The sequence below is a fragment of the Escherichia sp. 10290 genome (genome assembly GCF_030295155.1).
Lineage (GTDB): Bacteria > Pseudomonadota > Gammaproteobacteria > Enterobacterales > Enterobacteriaceae > Escherichia > Escherichia coli_F.
On record NZ_AP025741.1, the window covers coordinates 2,148,026 to 2,167,893 of the forward strand.

The following is a 19,868-nucleotide window of genomic DNA, read 5'->3' on the forward strand; positions in this document are numbered from 1 at the left end:
CGTCAAATTTTTACTTAGGCATGTGATTAACAGCACATTTTTCGGGCTTTTTCGCTGAAATTTCCCTCACCTGAGAGCATTCAGCAGATGAATACGAAAGTTACGCGCAGCCGGACTTTGTTCATGGTGTTTCGGCCAGACCAACCACATTTCAGAAACCGCATCCTCTTCAGCAATCGGCACCCAGCGCATTTCGTTGAGCTGAACACGTTTAAATGACGCAGGCAAAATTGAAACACCCAGACCAGCGGAAACCAGACCGATGATGGTCATTGCCTCACCCACCTCCTGAGTGATGACGGGCGTCAAATTGTAACGTCTCATCAGCCCGAGAATATCGTCATACAGCCCTGTCCCTACGTGCGGATCAAAAAAGACAAAGGGTTCTTTCGCCAGTTCAGCCAGCGTTACACTCGGGTTATTTGCCAGGGGATGATCGTGCGGGATCATCGCCATAAGCGGTTCATGGACGATGACTGCGTGTTCAAGCGTCTCCGGTAACGCTGTGTTACGCAGCAATCCCATATCCAGCGTTCCTTCAATGAGCGGAGCGATTTGCTCGCGAGTGTTCATTTCGCGGGTTTGTAAATGGACATCGGGATAATCACGACGAAACAGCGATAACGTATCGGACACCGCCCGAATAAAAGGAGCGGACGAAGTAAAACCAATGCGCAACTCCCCCGCTTCGCCCTGATGCAGCCTTTCAGCGCGAGCGGCAGCGTCATCCACCATAGACAGGATTTGCCGACTATCTGCAAGAAACTGTTTTCCTGCTTCCGTCAGCAATACACTGCGATTGGTCCTTGCCAGCAGTCGGGCACCAATTTGTTGCTCCAGCGCCTGAATCTGCTGACTTAGCGGTGGTTGCGAAATATTCAGACGGGCAGCGGCGCGCCCGAAATGCAGCTCTTCCGCAACAGCAACAAAGTAACGCAGATGACGAAGTTCAATATTCATATTTAAAACATCTTATTTGAGATTATTAATATATTAGACAGAACAATTCGATTTTCCTAATCTATTCATAAGCCTGATCCACAGGCATATTTAGCAAGGATTTCAAGTGAGCCGTACTACAACTGTTGATGGCGCTCCGGCAAGCGTCACTGACAAGCAAAGCATTTCTCAGCCAAATCAATTTATTAAACGCGGTACGCCGCAATTTATGCGCGTCACCCTGGCGCTTTTCTCTGCCGGACTGGCAACCTTCGCACTTCTCTATTGTGTGCAACCTATCCTTCCGGTGCTTTCGCAGGAGTTTGGCTTAACGCCTGCGAACAGTAGTATTTCACTGTCCATTTCAACGGCGATGTTGGCTATCGGTTTGCTGTTTACTGGCCCGCTATCCGATGCCATTGGTCGCAAACCAGTGATGGTCACGGCGCTACTGTTGGCCTCCATTTGTACGTTACTTTCGACAATGATGACCAGCTGGCACGGCATTTTGATTATGCGCGCCTTGATTGGGCTTTCGTTAAGTGGCGTGGCAGCTGTTGGCATGACTTATCTTAGCGAGGAAATCCACCCCAGTTTCGTGGCCTTTTCGATGGGGTTGTATATCAGCGGCAACTCAATTGGCGGCATGAGCGGACGCTTAATTAGCGGTGTCTTCACGGACTTTTTCAACTGGCGAATTGCTCTGGCGGCTATCGGCTGTTTCGCGCTGGCCTCGGCGTTGATGTTCTGGAAAATCCTCCCGGAATCACGCCATTTTCGCCCGACTTCCCTGCGACCAAAGACGTTATTTATCAACTTTCGTCTGCACTGGCGTGACCGGGGATTGCCGTTATTGTTCGCAGAAGGCTTTTTGCTGATGGGGTCGTTCGTCACGCTGTTTAATTACATCGGCTATAGGTTGATGCTTTCCCCCTGGCATGTCAGTCAGGCCGTGGTTGGCTTATTATCGCTGGCTTATTTGACCGGTACATGGAGCTCACCCAAAGCCGGAACCATGACCACCCGTTATGGGCGCGGTCCGGTGATGTTGTTTTCGACGGGGGTTATGCTGTTTGGTTTACTGATGACCTTATTCAGCTCGCTGTGGCTAATCTTTGCCGGAATGTTACTCTTCTCAGCCGGATTCTTCGCAGCCCACTCCGTTGCCAGCAGCTGGATCGGCCCCCGCGCAAAACGCGCTAAAGGCCAGGCCTCCTCGCTGTATCTGTTCAGTTACTATTTGGGGTCGAGTATTGCCGGGACGCTGGGTGGTGTTTTCTGGCATAACTATGGCTGGAACGGCGTCGGCGCATTTATTGCTCTGATGCTGGTCATTGCTCTGCTGGTCGGGACGCGTTTGCATCGTCGTCTGCACGCCTAAAAATAAGTCCGGACTGCGGTAAATACCCATCCGGACTTATTGCCTGCTCAAACCAACGTTAATAGCCATCCTAAAATAGACGAAGCGCCAGCCAATTCCCGCAGCGCATCTAGTGTCATCAGGATTATAAGTACCCAAATAAACGGATTCATTTTGCTGTGTGTCATTTATTACTGATGCGCAGTTATTCTACCGCTTTGTAAGTAGTAAAATAGTTAACCCGATCAAGACTACTATTATTGGTAGCTAAATTTCCCTTAAGTCACAATACGTTATTATCAACGCTGTAATTTATTTAACGTTTGTACATATCGTTACACGCTGAAACCAACCACTCACGGAAGTCTGCCATTCCCAGGGATATAGTTATTTCAACGGCCCCGCAGTGGGGTTAAATGAAAAAACAAATTGAGGGTATGACAATGAAAAAAGTATTAGCTCTGGTTGTTGCCGCTGCTATGGGTCTGTCTTCTGCCGCCTTTGCTGCAGAGACTGCGACCACACCTGCTCCGACTGCGACGACCACCAAAGCAGCGCCGGCGAAAACTACACATCATAAAAAACAGCATAAAGCAGCACCTGCCCAGAAAGCGCAGGCGGCTAAAAAGCATCATAAAAATGCGAAAGCTGAACAGAAAGCCCCTGAACAAAAAGCGCAGGCAGCGAAGAAACACGCCAAGAAACACAGCCATCAGCAACCGGCAAAACCTGCTGCACAACCCGCAGCGTAAGTTTTCAACAGTAATGCTGGCGCGCCCCCTCGCGCCTGAAAATTACGGTGCTAAGCGGGTAACGTTTAGCACCGCCTTTAGCGGAGGGTAGTATGGTGGGCCGTTATCGCTTTGAGTTCATTCTTATCATCCTTATTTTATGCGCACTGATTGCCACCCGTTTTTATCTTTCCTGATCGTAGTTATCTGATTTTACTCCCACTTTCATCCCGTCCCGTCTATAGTATTTATGAGGGTTTGCTTTTAATAATCATAATTACCCACCAGAGTGTGATATGCGTACAACCATTGCTGTAGTGTTGGGTGCAATTAGTTTGACGTCTGCTTTTGTGTTTGCAGATAAACCAGACGTTGCCAAATCGGCAAACGATGAGGTCAGCACCCTGTTTTTTGGTCATGATGATCGTGTGCCCGTGAATGACACGACCCAATCACCGTGGGATGCGGTTGGGCAACTGGAAACGGCCAGCGGCAATTTATGTACGGCGACGCTGATTGCACCCAATCTGGCATTAACGGCAGGACACTGTTTATTGACGCCGCCAAAGGGTAAAGCCGATAAAGCGGTGGCGCTGCGTTTTGTGTCAAGTAAAGGTCTTTGGCGCTATGAGATCCACGACATAGAAGGCCGCGTTGACCCGACACTGGGAAAGCGGTTAAAAGCAGATGGGGATGGTTGGATTGTTCCTCCCGCAGCTGCGCCGTGGGACTTCGGTTTGATTGTGCTACGTAATCCCCCTTCTGGCATTACACCGTTGCCGTTATTTGCGGGAGATAAAGCCGCACTTACCGCCGCATTAAAAGCGGCAGGTCGAAAAGTGACTCAAGCGGGATATCCTGAAGATCACCTCGATACGCTATACAGTCATCAAAATTGCGAAGTAACTGGCTGGGCGCAAACGTCGGTGATGTCGCATCAGTGCGATACTTTGCCGGGTGATAGCGGTTCGCCTCTGATGTTGCATACCGATGACGGCTGGCAGTTAATTGGCGTGCAAAGTTCGGCTCCTGCCGCGAAAGATCGCTGGCGTGCCGATAACCGGGCCATTTCTGTCACTGGTTTTCGCGACAAGCTAGACCAACTTTTGCAAAAATAGCATTCAAACGCTGCCCGACAGCACGGGCAGCGTGTTCATCAGGCAAACTTCACCATAATCATTCCAGCCAACAGCAAGACCAGACCAATCCAGCCTTTACGATTTAACCGTTGACCAAACAAGATCCAACCTGCGGCTAACGTGGCGGCAATACCAAATCCGCCCCACAATGCATAAGCGACAGACAAGTCGATCCCTTTAACGGCCTGAGAAAGCGCACTAAAGGCAGCCAGCACCGCCGCCAGAGAGAGCACGCCAAATATTTTGCGACGAAAGCCGTCAGAAAATTTCAAAAAAACGTTAGCAACGATTTCCAGCACGATTGCCAATGCCAGCCAGGCGGCGTGAACCCATTCAAACTGCGCCATGGTTCACCTCCGGCTCAGGTTTACACGCTTTACGGGTACCTGATTTGATTAACACAATCCCGGCCACCAGGGTGGTTAACCCGGCAATTTTCATCAGCGATAAACTTTCATCGAATAACAAAACGCTAAACAAGGTAATCAATAAAATACCGATACCTTCCCACAGCGCATAAGCTACGCCTAAGGCGATTTTTTTAACGGCGAAGGAGAGAAATATATACGACAGAGAAATCATCACCAGCATTAAAATAAAACCGCCATTACCCTCACTGACGCTCGCCCATTTCATTGACAGCGTGCCGGTAATTTCCGTAGCAATAGCCAGACCTAATAAAATCCAATAAATATACATCGTCCTTCTCCTGCAAGAGAATTATTTTATCTTTCGCTCAATTCAGCGAAACCAGAGCAAAGTGATCAAGCCCCGCGCATAGCGCAAGGTTAGGCAGAAGAAAGGACTAAAGCGCGTTGCGCCAGTGCTGCTCACCTACGAGCAAGATAGTGGATGAGGTACGAAGATGGGTAAATGTAGAAAATAACGTCCTGAACAAATTGTCCATAATATTACAATTATCCGCAGTGTTGCTTCTCATCATCGCGGATGATAATTGTCCTCGGTAGTTGAACACGCCTGATTTGTATCATAGCTTAAGAATTAACTCAAAATATTTTCACTTCTTTACCCGAGCGGATTGATTTTCGTTATGATGACGGAACGAAAAAGACATTATTATTAGCAAAGAAAGAAAAAACGGGGACAAGCATGGCAAAGCCGATCATCACGCTCAATGGTCTAAAAATCGTCATTATGTTGGGAATGCTGGTCATTATTCTCTGCGGTATCCGTTTTGCTGCCGAGATCCTCGTGCCGTTTATTCTCGCATTATTTATTGCTGTTATTCTTAACCCGCTGGTGCAACACATGGTCCGCTGGCGAGTGCCGCGTGTACTGGCGGTGTCGATTTTGATGACCATCATCGTGATGGCGATGGTGTTGCTGTTAGCTTATCTGGGTTCCGCGCTCAACGAGTTGACGCGGACGTTACCGCAATATCGCAACTCTATTATGACGCCGCTGCAAGCTCTTGAACCGTTGTTGCAACGCGTAGGGATTGACGTCTCAGTTGACCAACTGGCGCATTACATTGATCCGAACGCGGCGATGACGTTGCTCACCAACTTATTGACGCAGTTATCTAATGCCATGTCATCAATATTTTTATTGCTGCTGACGGTGCTGTTTATGCTGCTCGAAGTGCCACAATTGCCCGGAAAATTTCAGCAAATGATGGCGCGTCCGGTTGAAGGGATGGCGGCGATTCAGCGTGCGATTGACAGTGTGTCTCATTATCTGGTGCTGAAAACAGCCATCAGCATCATCACCGGCCTGGTCGCCTGGGCGATGCTCGCCGCACTCGATGTTCGCTTCGCTTTTGTCTGGGGATTGCTGGCCTTTGCGCTTAATTACATCCCGAATATTGGTTCAGTCCTCGCGGCAATCCCCCCTATCGCTCAGGTACTGGTGTTTAATGGCTTCTACGAAGCGTTGCTGGTGCTGGCGGGATATCTGCTGATTAATCTGGTCTTCGGCAATATTCTGGAGCCGCGGATCATGGGGCGTGGGCTGGGGCTTTCCACATTGGTGGTATTTCTGTCGTTGATTTTTTGGGGATGGTTGTTAGGACCGGTGGGTATGCTGCTTTCCGTGCCGTTGACAATTATTGTCAAAATTGCGCTTGAACAAACAGCGGGAGGTCAAAGCATCGCCGTTCTGTTAAGCGATCTCAATAAAGAGTGACGGCCTCCGCAGAGGCCGTCAAGTTTACAGAGCTTTCAGGATTGCATCCACGCTGGCTTTGGCGTCACCAAACAGCATGTGGGTGTTTTCCTTGAAGAACAGCGGGTTTTGCACACCAGCATAGCCAGTGTTCATCGACCGTTTAAAGACAATCACGTTCTGCGCTTTCCACACTTCAAGCACAGGCATACCAGCAATCGGACTCTTCGGATCATCCTGCGCCGCCGGGTTAACCGTATCGTTAGCACCAATCACCAGTACGGTATCGGTATCAGCGAAGTCATCGTTGATCTCGTCCATTTCCAGTACGATGTCATACGGTACTTTTGCTTCAGCCAGCAATACGTTCATATGCCCAGGCAAACGCCCCGCAACCGGGTGGATACCGAAACGCACGTTGATACCACGAGCGCGCAGTTTCTCGGTAATTTCAGCGACAGGATATTGCGCCTGCGCGACTGCCATGCCGTACCCCGGAGTTATGATCACTGAATGGGAGTTTTTCAGCAGTTCCGCTGTCTCTTCTGCGGTGATTTCGCGGTGCTCGCCCACTTCCTGATCATCGCCAGTAGAAGAGCCATCGGTGCCGAAACCACCCGCAATAACGCTGATAAAGGAACGGTTCATCGCCTTACACATAATGTAAGAAAGGATTGCCCCCGAAGAACCGACCAGCGCGCCGGTCACGATCAGCAGGTCGTTGCTAAGCATAAAGCCCGCTGCAGCTGCCGCCCAACCAGAGTATGAGTTCAGCATTGACACGACGACTGGCATATCTGCACCACCGATGGAGGCGACTAAATGCCAGCCAAATACCAGCGCAATGGCGGTCATTATCAGCAATGCCAACACTTGCAGGCCTACGCTGTCCGTGCGAACAAATACAATCAGCAGCAGGAAGGAAACGACCAGAGCCGCCAGGTTCATTTTGTGACGGTTTGGCAGCATCAACGGTTTAGACGAAATCTTGCCACACAGTTTGCCGAACGCCACCACCGACCCCGTGAACGTTACCGCCCCGATGAAGATACCGAGGAACACTTCCGTCAGGTGAATATTGACCAGAATCGGTTCCATTCCCGCGTCATGATGCAGATAGCTGTTAAAACCAACCAGTACTGCTGCCAGACCCACGAAGCTATGCAGGATTGCCACCAGTTCTGGCATTTCGGTCATTTCAACTTTCTTCGCCAGGCGGATACCAATCGCCCCACCGATGACCATCGCCAACAAGATCCAGCCAACATTACCCGTATCCGGTCCAAAGATGGTTGCGATTAACGCAATCGCCATCCCGGCGATACCGAAGTTGTTACCCTGGCGAGACGTTTCATGTTTCGAAAGCCCGGCCAGACTGAAGATAAACAGGATCGCGGCAACAATGTATGCAGCTGTAACTAATCCTCCAGACATATGTTACCCCTTAATTTTTGCGGAACATTTTCAGCATGCGCTGAGTCACGGTGAAGCCACCGAAAATATTAATGCTGGCTATAAGCACCGCGATAAAACTAAGGAAGCTAACCCAGCCGCCCTGGCCAATCTGCAACAGTGCTCCGACAACAATAATCCCTGAAATCGCGTTGGTGACCGACATCAACGGTGTATGCAGCGCGTGCGAAACATTCCACACCACGTAATAGCCGACAACGCAGGCCAGCGCGAAAACGGTGAAGTGCCCAAGAAACTCTTTCGGCGCAACGCTTGCCAGCCAGCCGAAAAGGATAATTGCCAGCGCCATCAAGGCATATTTACGCCACGGTGAGCAGGCACATTTTTCCTCAGTTTTCACTTCCGGTGCCGCTTTTTGTGCCGCCTGCGGCTGAGCTGATACCTGAATCGGCGGTGCCGGCCAGGTAATTTCGCCAGCACGGATCACGGTCACACCGCGAATCACCACATCATCAAAATCAACCGTGATGTTGCCGTCTTTCTCTTTGCACAACAGTTTCAGCAGATTAACGAGGTTAGTGCCGTAAAGCTGTGAGGATTGCGTCGGCAGACGGCCCGGAAGATCGGTATAACCAATCACTTTGACACCATTTTCCGTAGTGAAAATTTCACCCGGTACGGTGTATTCACAGTTGCCGCCGTTTTGGGCTGCCAGGTCGACAATCACACTGCCCGACTTCATGGAGTCAACCATTTCACGGGTAATCAGCTTGGGCGCTGGTTTGCCTGGAATAAGCGCGGTGGTGACAATGATATCGACCTCTTTTGCCTGGGCGGCAAAGAGCTCCATTTCCGCTTTGATGAACGCATCCGACATCACTTTGGCATAGCCATCGCCGCTGCCCGCTTCCTCTTTAAAGTCCAGCTCGAGGAATTCCGCGCCCATACTTTGAACTTGTTCTTTCACTTCCGGGCGGGTGTCGAATGCACGCACAATCGCGCCGAGACTATTGGCTGCGCCAATGGCGGCCAGACCTGCAACACCCGCACCAATCACCATCACTTTTGCCGGTGGCACTTTCCCTGCCGCCGTGATTTGCCCGGTAAAGAAGCGCCCAAATTCATGTGCCGCTTCAACAATGGCGCGATAACCAGCGATGTTCGCCATCGAACTGAGTGCGTCCAGCGATTGTGCGCGTGAGATACGCGGCACAGAGTCCATCGCCATCACGGTCACGTTACGTTCCGCAAGTTTTTGCATTAATTCCGGATTCTGCGCAGGCCAGATAAAACTCACCAGCGTTGTCCCTGGATTCAGTAACGCAATTTCATCATCTAACGGCGCATTGACCTTCAGAATGATCTCTGACTGCCAGACGTTATTCCCTTCTACAATTTCGGCGCCCGCTTGCACAAACGCTTTATCGTCAAAACTTGCCAGTTGACCCGCGCCGCTCTCTACCGCGACGGTAAAACCCAGTTTCAGCAGCTGTTCCACTGTTTTTGGCGTTGCTGCAACACGGGTTTCATTGGTTAACCGTTCTCTTGGTATGCCAATTCGCATGATATTCCCTTCCATCGGTTTTATTGATGATGGTTTGCCTGTGTCAGGATCCACACAAGCCGCTCATGTACGAGCTAAATGTTACTCCGTTAAAATAAATTAGTAACAAACGCCCTATAACGTACTGAAAATTATGCCTGTGATCTAGCGCCAAAAATCAGTATTTCGGCGTGAACTCGCAAAATATTAACGATTCAGCCGTGATAGTGGGATAAACACCTTAGAACGCTAGATAAAGACTGATAATTATCTTCGGTGGACAGGTAAAACGTGATATCGCCCCGGCACGAATCATTACTTAACATTAAATTAACTTATACAATTCAGTTGCTTCAGTAGTATTGATGCTGATACGGCTGTTTTTTAAGCATAGACCGTCATTTGAACAGGATTAAAATTGGCTTAAGGAATGTGATATGAAAAATGACGCAGACAGTTACACCGTTTAAATGCAATAATCAGCCACGTTTCTCGTTAATAACAATACCAGTACCTGGTTTGCGCAAGGCGAAGGATTATTTTTATGAAGCTTAAGAACACCCTCCTGGCGTCGGCACTGCTTTCTGCTACGGCCTTTTCCGTTAACGCAGCAACAGAACTGACACCGGAGCAAGCGGCAGCGGTTAAACCTTTTGACCGTGTAGTGGTTACCGGTCGTTTTAATGCTATTGGCGAAGCGGTGAAAGCCGTTTCTCGTCGCGCTGATAAAGAAGGTGCCGCCTCTTTTTATGTTGTCGACACTTCTGATTTTGGTAACAGCGGTAACTGGCGTGTGGTCGCTGACCTCTATAAAGCCGATGCTGAAAAAGCCGAAGAAACAAGTAATCGCGTTATCAACGGTGTTGTCGAACTGCCAAAAGATCAGGCCGTTCTGATTGAACCGTTTGATACGGTTACCGTTCAGGGCTTCTATCGTAGCCAGCCTGAAGTCAATGACGCCATCACCAAAGCGGCAAAAGCGAAAGGCGCTTACGCTTTCTACATTGTTCGTCAAATCGATGCTAACCAGGGCGGTAACCAGCGCATTACAGCGTTCATCTATAAAAAAGATGCTAAGAAACGCGTCGTACAAAGCCCGGATGTGATCCCGGCAGATTCCGAAGCGGGACGTGCAGCTCTCGCTGCGGGTGGCGAAGCAGCGAAGAAAGTAGAGATCCCAGGGGTTGCGACAACCGCATCACCAAGTTCTGAAGTTGGTCGCTTCTTTGAAACCCAGTCATCAAAAGGCGGGCGTTACACTGTCACGCTTCCTGATGGTACTAAAGTCGAAGAACTGAACAAAGCAACAGCAGCGATGATGGTTCCATTCGACAGCATCAAATTCTCTGGCAACTATGGCAACATGACCGAAGTCTCCTATCAGGTTGCAAAACGTGCCGCGAAGAAAGGCGCTAAGTATTACCACATCACCCGCCAGTGGCAGGAACGTGGTAATAACCTCACCGTTAGCGCAGATCTGTATAAATAACTATTCAGTTACCACTATAAGGCGGCTTAATGCCGCCTTTAGCATTTTTAGTCACAAATTTCCCCACGACCATTGCATGCAGACACATCTCTTCGTAAAATCCCGCGCTTCAGTGGCAAACTCCATTTTTATGCGTTTTGCCCTAATATTTATTCTTCTAATCACGTTTTAACCACTGGATATCGATGGAAAAGAAACTGGGACTGAGCGCACTCACCGCGCTGGTATTAAGCTCAATGCTGGGCGCGGGTGTTTTCAGTCTGCCGCAAAATATGGCGGCAGTTGCCAGCCCGGCAGCACTGCTCATCGGCTGGAGCATTACTGGTGCTGGCATTTTATTGCTGGCCTTTGCCATGCTGATCCTCACACGCATTCGCCCCGAGCTTGACGGCGGCATCTTTACCTATGCCCGCGAAGGGTTTGGTGAGTTAATCGGCTTTTGTTCCGCATGGGGGTACTGGCTGTGCGCGGTTATCGCCAACGTCTCCTATCTGGTGATCGTTTTTTCCGCGTTAAGCTTTTTTACGGACACGCCGGAATTGCGTCTGTTTGGCGATGGCAATACCTGGCAATCGATCGTCGGTGCCTCGGCTTTATTGTGGATTGTTCACTTTTTGATCCTGCGCGGGGTACAAACCGCTGCCAGCATTAACCTGGTGGCGACACTGGCAAAATTGTTGCCGCTGGGCCTGTTTATTGTGCTGGCGATGATGATGTTCAAACTGGACACCTTCAAGCTCGACTTTACTGGCCTTGCACTTGGCGTACCGGTATGGGAACAGGTGAAAAACACCATGCTGATCACCCTGTGGGTTTTCATTGGTGTGGAAGGTGCTGTGGTCGTTTCGGCGCGTGCGCGTAATAAACGTGATGTAGGTAAAGCAACACTGCTGGCGGTTCTCTCCGCTCTGGGCGTTTACTTGCTGGTAACGCTGCTTTCGCTGGGCGTGGTAGCACGTCCTGAACTGGCTGAAATTCGTAACCCGTCAATGGCCGGTCTGATGGTGGAAATGATGGGACCGTGGGGCGAAATCATCATCGCTGCCGGTTTGATCGTTTCCGTTTGCGGTGCGTACTTAAGCTGGACCATCATGGCGGCAGAAGTTCCGTTCCTGGCAGCCACCCATAAAGCATTCCCGCGCATTTTTGCGCGCCAGAACGCACAAGCCGCGCCATCCGCCTCACTGTGGCTGACCAACATCTGCGTGCAAATTTGTCTGGTGCTCATCTGGCTGACCGGTTCCGATTACAACACATTGCTGACCATCGCCTCAGAAATGATTCTGGTGCCCTATTTCCTGGTCGGCGCGTTCTTACTGAAAATCGCAACCCGTCCACTGCATAAGGCGGTAGGTGTCGGTGCCTGCATTTATGGCTTATGGTTATTGTACGCCTCTGGTCCAATGCATCTGCTGTTGTCCGTCGTTCTGTATGCGCCAGGGCTACTGGTCTTCCTGTACGCGCGTAAAACGCATACACATGATAATGTACTGAATCGTCAGGAAATGGTGCTGATTGGCATGCTGTTAATTGCCTCAGTTCCGGCGACCTGGATGCTGGTGGGATAACGTTCATCCCATCGTTGGATAGCAAAGGAGATAACGATGGGTAAAACCCAGCCCTTGCCAATATTAATTACTGGAGGCGGCCGTCGCATCGGCCTCGCCCTCGCTTGGCATTTCATTAATCAAAAGCAACCGGTGATAGTCAGCTATCGGACACACTATCCTGCCATTGATGGGCTGATGAATGCGGGTGCGCTGTGTATTCAGGCTGATTTTTCGACCAACGACGGTGTGATGGCGTTTGCCGATGAAGTGCTAAAAAGCACCCACGGCCTGCGTGCGGTGTTGCACAATGCCAGTGCGTGGATGGCAGAAAAACCAGGTATGCCACTCACCGACGTACTGGCCTGCATGATGCAGATCCACGTTAATGCCCCATACCTACTTAACCACGCGCTGGAAAGATTACTGCGCGGGCACGGACACGCCGCCAGCGATATTATTCACTTTACCGATTATGTGGTGGAGCGCGGTAGCGACAAACATATTGCCTATGCTGCAAGCAAAGCAGCACTGGATAATATGACCCGCTCGTTTGCCCGCAAGCTGGCACCGGAAGTGAAAGTGAATTCTATTGCGCCATCGCTGATCCTGTTTAATGAGCATGATGATGCCGAATATCGACAACAGGCGCTGAATAAATCACTGATGAAAACCGCGCCTGGCGAGAAAGAAGTGATCGACCTGGTCGATTACTTACTTACCAGCTGCTTTGTCACCGGACGCAGTTTCCCTCTTGATGGCGGTCGTCATCTGCGTTAATGCAGCTTAATCCAGCATATAATCAACACCCATGCGCTTATCCCCCAGCATGCAACAGAACCAACAAAAGCGGCGGGCAAGCGCATCATTCCGGTGAAATACCACAGCGACGCCAGGTAAACAAAATAGGGAATAATCGACCACATGCTAAAAATGATGGTTGCGCGTAAGGCTTCAATGCCGCGTTCGCTGGCAACAATATAATGCGCGATGAGCGCAAAGGTCGGGAAAAGTGGAATCAGCCCGGCGATATAATAATTTTTCGTTTTTGCTAAAACACCAATCAACAGCACTACCAGCGCACCGAGCGCGGCTTTGATTACCAGCCCCATCTTTTTACCTTAACACTTCCATAACAAGTCACCAGTAGAATACCTGATGAAAACTTGTTTAGAAACGATTGATAGTAAGTAAAAACAGCGCGGTGTATTGTGACGTTTTTATATCTACCGTGAATAATATGAACACTATCGTATTTGTGGAAGATGATGCGGAAGTCGGTTCACTGATTGCCGCGTACCTGGCAAAACATGATATGCAGGTTACCGTAGAGCCGCGCGGCGACCAGGCCGAAGAAACTATTCTGCGAGAAAATCCGGATTTGGTGTTACTCGATATCATGCTACCAGGCAAGGACGGCATGACCATTTGTCGTGATTTACGCGCAAAGTGGTCCGGACCGATTGTTCTTCTAACCTCTCTCGATAGCGATATGAACCACATCCTGGCACTAGAAATGGGTGCCTGCGACTATATTCTCAAAACGACGCCCCCTGCTGTTTTGTTAGCGCGTTTACGTTTGCATTTGCGTCAGAATGAGCAAGCCACACTGAGCAAAGGTCTTCAGGAAACGACGCTGACTCCCTACAAAGCCCTGCATTTCGGCACGTTGACTATCGATCCCATCAACCGCGTAGTCACTCTGGCTAATGCTGAAATCTCGCTCTCGACGGCTGATTTCGAATTATTGTGGGAATTAGCCACTCATGCCGGGCAAATCATGGACCGCGATGCATTGCTGAAGAACTTACGTGGCGTCAGTTATGATGGTCTGGATCGTAGCGTGGATGTGGCTATTTCGCGATTAAGAAAAAAACTGCTCGATAACGCCGCAGAACCTTATCGCATTAAAACTGTGCGTAACAAAGGCTATCTTTTTGCGCCTCATGCATGGGAATAAGCGATGAAAAAACTGTTTATCCAGTTTTACCTGTTATTGTTTGTCTGCTTCCTTGTGATGTCTCTGCTGGTTGGGCTGGTGTACAAATTTACCGCCGAACGCGCGGGCAAACAGTCGCTGGATGATTTGATGAACAGTTCGCTGTATCTGATGCGCAGCGAATTGCGTGAGATCCCCCCACACGATTGGGGTAAGACGCTGAAAGAGATGGATTTAAATCTCTCTTTCGATCTGCGTGTCGAGCCGCTGAGTAAATATCATCTTGATGATATTTCCATGCACCGGCTGCGTGGCGGCGAAATTGTCGCCCTGGACGATCAGTACACTTTTTTGCAACGCATCCCGCGCAGCCACTACGTGCTGGCAGTTGGTCCTGTTCCTTATCTTTATTACCTCCATCAGATGCGATTACTGGATATCGCCCTAATCGCTTTTATTGCCATTTCCCTCGCCTTTCCGGTGTTTATCTGGATGCGTCCGCACTGGCAGGATATGTTAAAACTGGAAGCAGCGGCGCAACGATTTGGCGATGGGCATCTCAATGAGCGTATCCACTTTGATGAGGATTCAAGCTTTGAACGACTTGGTGTCGCATTTAACCAGATGGCGGACAATATCAACGCCTTGATCGCCAGCAAAAAACAGCTTATTGACGGAATCGCTCACGAACTGCGAACGCCGTTAGTGCGCTTGCGTTATCGACTGGAAATGAGCGATAACCTGAGCGCCGCCGAATCCCAGGCATTGAATCGTGATATCAGTCAACTTGAAGCTTTAATTGAAGAGTTGCTGACTTATGCCCGACTCGATCGCCCACAAAACGAGCTTCATCTTAGCGAACCAGACCTGCCGTTGTGGCTGTCAACGCATCTGGCAGACATTCAGGCAGTAACGCCCGATAAAACGGTACGGATTAAAACGCTCGCGCAAGGCCATTATGCGGCGTTGGATATGCGCTTAATGGAGCGCGTGCTGGATAATTTGCTCAATAACGCCCTGCGCTACTGTCACTCAACGGTTGAAACCAGCCTGCTACTGTCGGGAAATAGAGCGACATTAATTGTTGAGGATGATGGCCCAGGGATTGCCCCAGAAAACCGCGAACATATCTTTGAACCTTTTGTTCGCCTCGATCCCAGCCGGGATCGCTCAACCGGCGGCTGCGGGCTGGGGTTGGCGATTGTCCACTCTATAGCACTAGCAATGGGCGGTACGGTTAATTGTGACACCAGCGAACTGGGGGGTGCCCGCTTCTCGTTTAGCTGGCCGTTATGGCATAACATCCCGCAATTTACCTCTGCTTGACATTACGCGCACGGTGGTCAGGCTGTCGATACTGTGCTATAAAATAAAGTATGTTGTAACTAAAGTGGTTAATATTATGGCGCGTTACGATCTCGTAGACCGACTCAACACTACCTTTCGCCAGATGGAACAAGAACTGGCTGCATTTGCCGCTGAGCTAGAACAGCACAAATTGCTGGTTGCCCGCGTGTTCTCTTTGCCGGAGGTAAAAAAAGAGGATGAGCATAACCCGCTTAATCGTATTGAGGTAAAGCAACATCTGGGCAACGACGCGCAGTCGCTGGCGTTGCGTCATTTCCGCCATTTGTTTATTCAGCAACAGTCCGAAAATCGCAGCAGCAAGGCTGCTGTTCGACTGCCTGGCGTGTTGTGTTACCAGGTCGATAACCTTTCGCAAGCAGCGTTGGTCAGTCATATTCAGCGCATCAATCAACTCAAAACCACTTTCGAACATATCGTCACGGTAGAGTCAGAACTCCCCACAGCGGCGCGTTTTGAATGGGTGCATCGTCATTTGCCGGGGCTGATCACCCTTAATGCTTACCGAACGCTCACTGTTCTGCACGACCCCGCCACTTTACGTTTTGGCTGGGCCAATAAACATATCATTAAGAATTTGCATCGTGATGAAGTCCTGGCACAGCTGGAAAAAAGCCTGAAATCACCGCGCAGTGTCGCACCGTGGACGCGCGAAGAGTGGCAACGAAAACTGGAGAGAGAGTATCAGGATATTGCTACCCTGCCACAGGACGCGAAGTTAAAAATCAAACGTCCGGTGAAGGTGCAGCCGATTGCCCGCGTCTGGTACAAGGGAGATCAAAAACAAGTACAACACGCTTGCCCTACGCCGCTTATTGCGCTGATTAATCGGGATAATGGCGCGGGCGTGCCGGACGTTGGGGAGTTGTTAAATTACGATGCCGACAATGTGCAACACCGTTATAAACCACAGGCGCAGCCGCTTCGTTTGATCATTCCCCGGCTGCACCTGTATGTTGCAGATTAACGCCCTGCTTTCATACTGCCGACCATCTGTTCTGGCCGTACCCAGCTGTCAAACTCGGCTTCGCTAAGATAACCCAGCGCAAGGGCCGCAGCTTTTAAGGTCAGCCCTTCTTTATGCGCTTTTTTGGCGATCTCGGCGGCTTTGTCATAACCAATGTGAGTGTTGAGCGCAGTCACCAGCATCAGCGATTCATTGAGTAATTGATTGATTCGCTCACGATTCGGTTCAATGCCCACTGCGCAGTGTTTGTTGAAACTTTCCATGCCATCTGCCAGCAAGCGCACCGATTGCAGGAAATTGTGGATCACCATCGGACGGAAGACGTTCAGTTCAAAGTTACCGGAAGCGCCCCCCATGTTGATCGCCACGTCGTTCCCCATCACCTGACAGCAGAGCATGGTTAATGCCTCACACTGGGTTGGGTTCACTTTCCCCGGCATGATTGAGCTGCCCGGCTCATTTTCCGGGATTGAGATTTCACCAATTCCGCAGCGCGGGCCTGAGGCCAGCCAGCGGACATCATTGGCAATTTTCATCAGTGACGCAGCCAACCCTTTCAACGCGCCGTGCGCCTGAACCAGGGCATCACAGGTCGCCAGCGCTTCAAATTTGTTCGGCGCGGTAACAAACGGTGCGCAGGTAATGACTGCCAGTTCATCTGCCACGCGACGCGCATACTCCGGATGGGTATTTAGTCCAGTACCCACAGCTGTACCGCCCATAGCCAGTTCCGCTACATGCGGCAGGCTGTATTCGATATGTTTGAGATTATGCTCCAGCATCGCTACCCAGCCGGAAATCTCCTGCCCCAGTGTTAGCGGCGTGGCATCCTGCAAGTGGGTACGACCAATTTTGACGATATCGGCAAATGCGTGCGATTTCTCATTCAGCGTCTGTGTCAGGGTTTTAAGCTGCGGAATAAGTTGCTTGCGCAGCGCCAGCAGCGCCGCAACGTGCATCGCCGTCGGAAAGACATCATTGGAACTTTGGCTTTTGTTCACGTCGTCGTTAGGGTGAACTTTACGCTCCATCCCGCGCACGCCGCCAAGTAATTCACTGGCCCGATTAGCCAGCACTTCATTCATGTTCATATTACTTTGCGTGCCGGAGCCGGTCTGCCAGATTGCCAGCGGGAATTCATCGTCATGCTGTCCTGCCAATACTTCATCCGCCGCCTGACGAATGGCGCTCGCTTTCTCTTCAGACAACAAGCCTAAATCTTCATTAACTTTTGCCGCTGCGCGCTTGGTTAGCGCCAGTGCATGAATCAGTGAGGTGGGCATTTTCTCCGTCGAAATGCGGAAATGCTCCAGCGAGCGTTGAGTTTGTGCGCCCCACAGCTTATCTGCCGGGACATCAATCGCCCCCATCGAATCTTTTTCGCTGCGTACTGTATTCATGGCCTGCTCCTCACCTGATTAATTTTTTCTTTCTGTTTTGCTTTCGTTAAGCAACTTTTAGCTCACTCATTATTTACTATTTGATAACAAGTGTTTGGTCTTTCGTGCCATGTAAAAAAACCGCCCCGAAGGGCGGCTCTGTTTATTTCACACAGCGGGTGCACTGTGTGAGTTGTATCTGCTGGAAGAAGTCATTTCCTTTATCATCCACAAGGATAAACGCCGGGAAATCTTCTACTTCAATTTTCCAGATGGCTTCCATTCCCAGTTCCGGATATTCAACACATTCCAGGCTCTTAATACTTCCCTGCGCCAATACTGCTGCCGGACCACCGATACTACCGAGGTAGAAACCGCCGTGTTTTTTACAGGCATCCGTCACCTGCTGGCTGCGGTTGCCTTTCGCCAGCATGATCATACTGCCGCCCTGCGCTTGCAGTTGATCGACATAAGAATCCATCCGTCCGGCGGTCGTTGGGCCAAGAGAACCGGAGGCATAACCTTCCGGCGTTTTGGCCGGACCCGCATAGTAAATCGGATGATCTTTGATGTACTGCGGCAGCCCTTCACCGTTATCCATCCGCTCTTTCAGTTTGGCGTGAGCAATATCACGACCGACGATAATCGTGCCATTCAGCGATAAGCGTGTAGAAACGGGATACTGCGACAACTGTGCGAGGATCTCTTTCATCGGACGGTTAAGGTCAACGCGCACCGCTTCGCCTTCTCCCGCTTTGCGCAGCTCTTCCGGGATATATTTGCCTGGATTATGTTCCAGTTTTTCGATCCAGATCCCCTGACGGTTGATCTTCGCTTTGATATTACGGTCAGCAGAACAGGAGACACCCATACCGACCGGGCAGGATGCGCCGTGACGTGGCAGGCGAATCACGCGGATGTCGTGAGCGAAGTATTTACCACCAAACTGCGCACCCAGACCAAGATTTTGCGCTTCGATCAGCAATTCTTTTTCAAGTTCCACATCGCGGAACGCCTGACCGTGCTCATTCCCTTCCGTTGGCAGTTCATCATAGTATTTAGCGGAAGCCAGTTTCACCGTTTTAAGATTCGTTTCTGCAGAAGTTCCACCAATAACGAACGCAATATGATACGGAGGACAGGCCGCCGTACCCAGCGTGCGCATCTTCTCAACCAGGTAATTTTTCAGTTTTCCCGGCGTCAGTAACGCTTTGGTTTCCTGATAGAGATACGTCTTGTTTGCCGAACCGCCACCTTTGGCGATACAGAGGAATTTGTACTCGTCACCATCAACGGCATAAAGATCGATCTGCGCTGGTAAGTTAGTGCCGGTATTCACCTCTTTATACATATCCAGCGGCGCGTTTTGCGAGTAGCGCAGATTATCCTCGATATAAGTGTTATAGACACCGCGCGCCAGCGCTGCTTCATCACCGCCACCGGTCCATACACGCTGCCCTTTTTTACCAACAATAATCGCGGTGCCGGTATCCTGACAGGTTGGCAGAACGCCTTTTGCCGCGATGTCGGAGTTACGCAGGAATTGCAGCGCCACATATTTATCATTTTCGCTGGCCTCCGGGTCACGCAGAATATCGGCCACCTGTTGTTGGTGAGCCGGACGCAGCATAAATGACGCATCATGAAACGCCTGACGCGCCAACAGAGTTAACGCTTCGGGTGCGACTTTCAAAATCTCCTGCCCTTCAAATTCAGATACGCTAACGTGTTCGCTGGTTAGCAGGTAATACTCAGTATCATCTTTTTTGAGTGGAAAAGGAGCCTGATAATGAAAGGGTTTGTTTGACATTGTTCTCTCACTTACTGCCTGGTTTGGTTATGCTCTGGGCGGGTGTTCCGTTGCCCTGTTAAAAGCGAGTAACAATATCCTACACAGTTTTTTAACAAAAACTGAGACTAGTACGACTTTTTG

General features: G+C 50.2%; 21 protein-coding genes. 11 read left to right on the plus strand and 10 right to left on the minus strand.

Features of this window, described 5'->3' with window-relative positions:
* Positions 1 to 66: 66 nt before the first annotated feature.
* On the minus strand, positions 67 to 960 hold the full coding sequence (gene ynfL / locus QUE74_RS10895) for a multidrug efflux transcriptional activator YnfL/SxtR(Kp) (RefSeq protein WP_001019560.1): 894 nt from the start codon (positions 958 to 960) through the stop codon (positions 67 to 69).
* A gap of 106 nt (positions 961 to 1,066) precedes the next feature.
* On the opposite strand from ynfL, the gene ynfM reads away from it, so the two are divergent.
* Entirely contained in the window at positions 1,067 to 2,320 is a 1,254-nt protein-coding gene (gene ynfM / locus QUE74_RS10900) for a multidrug efflux MFS transporter YnfM/SxtP(Kp) (protein WP_000091858.1), read from the plus strand.
* Between the two features lie 47 nt (positions 2,321 to 2,367).
* Here the strand turns inward: ynfM and QUE74_RS29460 are convergent, their stop codons facing one another.
* Complete coding sequence (locus QUE74_RS29460) at positions 2,368 to 2,487, minus strand: KPN_01571 family protein (protein WP_001299090.1); 120 nt, start codon at positions 2,485 to 2,487, stop codon at positions 2,368 to 2,370.
* Positions 2,488 to 2,742: 255 nt separating this feature from the next.
* Here QUE74_RS29460 and asr point away from each other — a divergent pair, with 255 nt between their 5' ends.
* From asr to QUE74_RS10915, 3 genes are all read left to right on the plus strand, one after another.
* The gene (gene asr / locus QUE74_RS10905) at positions 2,743 to 3,051 is read left to right on the plus strand and encodes an acid resistance repetitive basic protein Asr (RefSeq protein ID WP_001362115.1); all 309 of its coding nucleotides are present in this window, start codon (positions 2,743 to 2,745) and stop codon (positions 3,049 to 3,051) included.
* Positions 3,052 to 3,143: 92 nt separating this feature from the next.
* The gene (gene ydgU, locus QUE74_RS10910; RefSeq protein WP_000233092.1) at positions 3,144 to 3,227 is read left to right on the plus strand and encodes a small membrane protein YdgU; all 84 of its coding nucleotides are present in this window, start codon (positions 3,144 to 3,146) and stop codon (positions 3,225 to 3,227) included.
* Positions 3,228 to 3,326: 99 nt separating this feature from the next.
* Positions 3,327 to 4,148, plus strand: a complete 822-nt coding sequence (locus QUE74_RS10915; RefSeq protein WP_001260861.1) for a trypsin-like serine peptidase — start codon at positions 3,327 to 3,329, stop codon at positions 4,146 to 4,148.
* Positions 4,149 to 4,186: 38 nt separating this feature from the next.
* Here QUE74_RS10915 and mdtI read toward each other — a convergent pair whose 3' ends face one another.
* From mdtI to QUE74_RS29590, 3 genes are all read right to left on the minus strand, one after another.
* Positions 4,187 to 4,516, minus strand: a complete 330-nt coding sequence (gene mdtI / locus QUE74_RS10920; protein ID WP_000046671.1) for a multidrug/spermidine efflux SMR transporter subunit MdtI — start codon at positions 4,514 to 4,516, stop codon at positions 4,187 to 4,189.
* Entirely contained in the window at positions 4,503 to 4,868 is a 366-nt protein-coding gene (mdtJ, locus tag QUE74_RS10925) for a multidrug/spermidine efflux SMR transporter subunit MdtJ (protein ID WP_000276155.1), read from the minus strand. Before mdtJ ends, mdtI begins: the two co-directional genes overlap by 14 nt.
* A 106-nt stretch (positions 4,869 to 4,974) precedes the next feature.
* Entirely contained in the window at positions 4,975 to 5,145 is a 171-nt protein-coding gene (locus tag QUE74_RS29590) for a protein YdgV (protein WP_085948401.1), read from the minus strand.
* A 134-nt stretch (positions 5,146 to 5,279) separates the two neighbouring features.
* Between QUE74_RS29590 and tqsA the strand changes: the two genes are divergently transcribed.
* On the plus strand, positions 5,280 to 6,314 hold the full coding sequence (gene tqsA, locus QUE74_RS10930) for an AI-2 transporter TqsA (RefSeq protein WP_001118262.1): 1,035 nt from the start codon (positions 5,280 to 5,282) through the stop codon (positions 6,312 to 6,314).
* Positions 6,315 to 6,338: 24 nt separating this feature from the next.
* Here tqsA and pntB read toward each other — a convergent pair whose 3' ends face one another.
* Both pntB and pntA read right to left on the minus strand, forming a co-directional pair.
* A complete protein-coding gene (gene pntB / locus QUE74_RS10935; protein ID WP_000014044.1) occupies positions 6,339 to 7,727 on the minus strand; it encodes a Re/Si-specific NAD(P)(+) transhydrogenase subunit beta in 1,389 nt (462 codons plus the stop codon).
* Between the two features lie 10 nt (positions 7,728 to 7,737).
* The gene (gene pntA / locus QUE74_RS10940) at positions 7,738 to 9,270 is read right to left on the minus strand and encodes a Re/Si-specific NAD(P)(+) transhydrogenase subunit alpha (RefSeq protein ID WP_001219377.1); all 1,533 of its coding nucleotides are present in this window, start codon (positions 9,268 to 9,270) and stop codon (positions 7,738 to 7,740) included.
* Positions 9,271 to 9,793: 523 nt separating this feature from the next.
* Here pntA and ydgH point away from each other — a divergent pair.
* From ydgH to folM, 3 genes are all read left to right on the plus strand, one after another.
* Positions 9,794 to 10,738 carry a DUF1471 family protein YdgH gene (gene ydgH, locus QUE74_RS10950; RefSeq protein ID WP_000769317.1) on the plus strand — a complete coding sequence of 315 codons (945 nt, stop codon included), beginning with the start codon at positions 9,794 to 9,796 and terminating at the stop codon, positions 10,736 to 10,738.
* 185 nt (positions 10,739 to 10,923) lie between these two features.
* A complete protein-coding gene (locus QUE74_RS10955; RefSeq protein WP_000412394.1) occupies positions 10,924 to 12,306 on the plus strand; it encodes an amino acid permease in 1,383 nt (460 codons plus the stop codon).
* A gap of 36 nt (positions 12,307 to 12,342) precedes the next feature.
* Complete coding sequence (folM, locus tag QUE74_RS10960; protein ID WP_000520808.1) at positions 12,343 to 13,065, plus strand: dihydromonapterin reductase; 723 nt, start codon at positions 12,343 to 12,345, stop codon at positions 13,063 to 13,065.
* On the opposite strand, the gene QUE74_RS10965 is transcribed toward folM, so the two are convergent.
* Positions 13,062 to 13,397 carry a GlpM family protein gene (locus QUE74_RS10965; RefSeq protein ID WP_000524861.1) on the minus strand — a complete coding sequence of 112 codons (336 nt, stop codon included), beginning with the start codon at positions 13,395 to 13,397 and terminating at the stop codon, positions 13,062 to 13,064. The genes folM and QUE74_RS10965 overlap by 4 nt on opposite strands.
* Positions 13,398 to 13,525: 128 nt before the next feature.
* Between QUE74_RS10965 and rstA the strand changes: the two genes are divergently transcribed.
* The 3 genes from rstA to tus all read left to right on the plus strand — a co-directional run bounded on the left by rstA (position 13,526) and on the right by tus (position 16,556).
* Entirely contained in the window at positions 13,526 to 14,245 is a 720-nt protein-coding gene (gene rstA / locus QUE74_RS10970; RefSeq protein ID WP_001092506.1) for a two-component system response regulator RstA, read from the plus strand.
* A gap of 3 nt (positions 14,246 to 14,248) precedes the next feature.
* A complete protein-coding gene (rstB, locus tag QUE74_RS10975; protein ID WP_000732483.1) occupies positions 14,249 to 15,550 on the plus strand; it encodes a two-component system sensor histidine kinase RstB in 1,302 nt (433 codons plus the stop codon).
* 76 nt (positions 15,551 to 15,626) lie between these two features.
* Positions 15,627 to 16,556 (plus strand): DNA replication terminus site-binding protein, encoded by a 930-nt coding sequence (gene tus, locus QUE74_RS10980; protein WP_001354691.1) that lies wholly within the window; start codon positions 15,627 to 15,629, stop codon positions 16,554 to 16,556.
* Here tus and fumC read toward each other — a convergent pair.
* A complete protein-coding gene (gene fumC / locus QUE74_RS10985) occupies positions 16,553 to 17,956 on the minus strand; it encodes a class II fumarate hydratase (protein WP_001099078.1) in 1,404 nt (467 codons plus the stop codon). The two genes, tus and fumC, sit on opposite strands and share 4 nt — an antisense overlap.
* A gap of 142 nt (positions 17,957 to 18,098) precedes the next feature.
* Positions 18,099 to 19,745, minus strand: a complete 1,647-nt coding sequence (gene fumB / locus QUE74_RS10990; protein WP_000066639.1) for a class I fumarate hydratase — start codon at positions 19,743 to 19,745, stop codon at positions 18,099 to 18,101.
* Positions 19,746 to 19,868: the final 123 nt, after the last annotated feature.

Coding starts and splice junctions, on each gene's coding strand:
- ynfL (WP_001019560.1), bottom strand. CDS start 960: ATGAATATTGAACTTCGTCATCTGCGTTACTTTGTTGCTGTTGCGGAA.
- QUE74_RS29460 (WP_001299090.1), bottom strand. CDS start 2,487: ATGACACACAGCAAAATGAATCCGTTTATTTGGGTACTTATAATCCTG.
- asr (WP_001362115.1), top strand. CDS start 2,743: ATGAAAAAAGTATTAGCTCTGGTTGTTGCCGCTGCTATGGGTCTGTCT.
- ydgU (WP_000233092.1), top strand. CDS start 3,144: ATGGTGGGCCGTTATCGCTTTGAGTTCATTCTTATCATCCTTATTTTA.
- QUE74_RS10915 (WP_001260861.1), top strand. CDS start 3,327: ATGCGTACAACCATTGCTGTAGTGTTGGGTGCAATTAGTTTGACGTCT.
- mdtI (WP_000046671.1), bottom strand. CDS start 4,516: ATGGCGCAGTTTGAATGGGTTCACGCCGCCTGGCTGGCATTGGCAATC.
- mdtJ (WP_000276155.1), bottom strand. CDS start 4,868: ATGTATATTTATTGGATTTTATTAGGTCTGGCTATTGCTACGGAAATT.
- tqsA (WP_001118262.1), top strand. CDS start 5,280: ATGGCAAAGCCGATCATCACGCTCAATGGTCTAAAAATCGTCATTATG.
- pntB (WP_000014044.1), bottom strand. CDS start 7,727: ATGTCTGGAGGATTAGTTACAGCTGCATACATTGTTGCCGCGATCCTG.
- pntA (WP_001219377.1), bottom strand. CDS start 9,270: ATGCGAATTGGCATACCAAGAGAACGGTTAACCAATGAAACCCGTGTT.
- ydgH (WP_000769317.1), top strand. CDS start 9,794: ATGAAGCTTAAGAACACCCTCCTGGCGTCGGCACTGCTTTCTGCTACG.
- QUE74_RS10955 (WP_000412394.1), top strand. CDS start 10,924: ATGGAAAAGAAACTGGGACTGAGCGCACTCACCGCGCTGGTATTAAGC.
- folM (WP_000520808.1), top strand. CDS start 12,343: ATGGGTAAAACCCAGCCCTTGCCAATATTAATTACTGGAGGCGGCCGT.
- QUE74_RS10965 (WP_000524861.1), bottom strand. CDS start 13,397: ATGGGGCTGGTAATCAAAGCCGCGCTCGGTGCGCTGGTAGTGCTGTTG.
- rstA (WP_001092506.1), top strand. CDS start 13,526: ATGAACACTATCGTATTTGTGGAAGATGATGCGGAAGTCGGTTCACTG.
- rstB (WP_000732483.1), top strand. CDS start 14,249: ATGAAAAAACTGTTTATCCAGTTTTACCTGTTATTGTTTGTCTGCTTC.
- tus (WP_001354691.1), top strand. CDS start 15,627: ATGGCGCGTTACGATCTCGTAGACCGACTCAACACTACCTTTCGCCAG.
- fumC (WP_001099078.1), bottom strand. CDS start 17,956: ATGAATACAGTACGCAGCGAAAAAGATTCGATGGGGGCGATTGATGTC.
- fumB (WP_000066639.1), bottom strand. CDS start 19,745: ATGTCAAACAAACCCTTTCATTATCAGGCTCCTTTTCCACTCAAAAAA.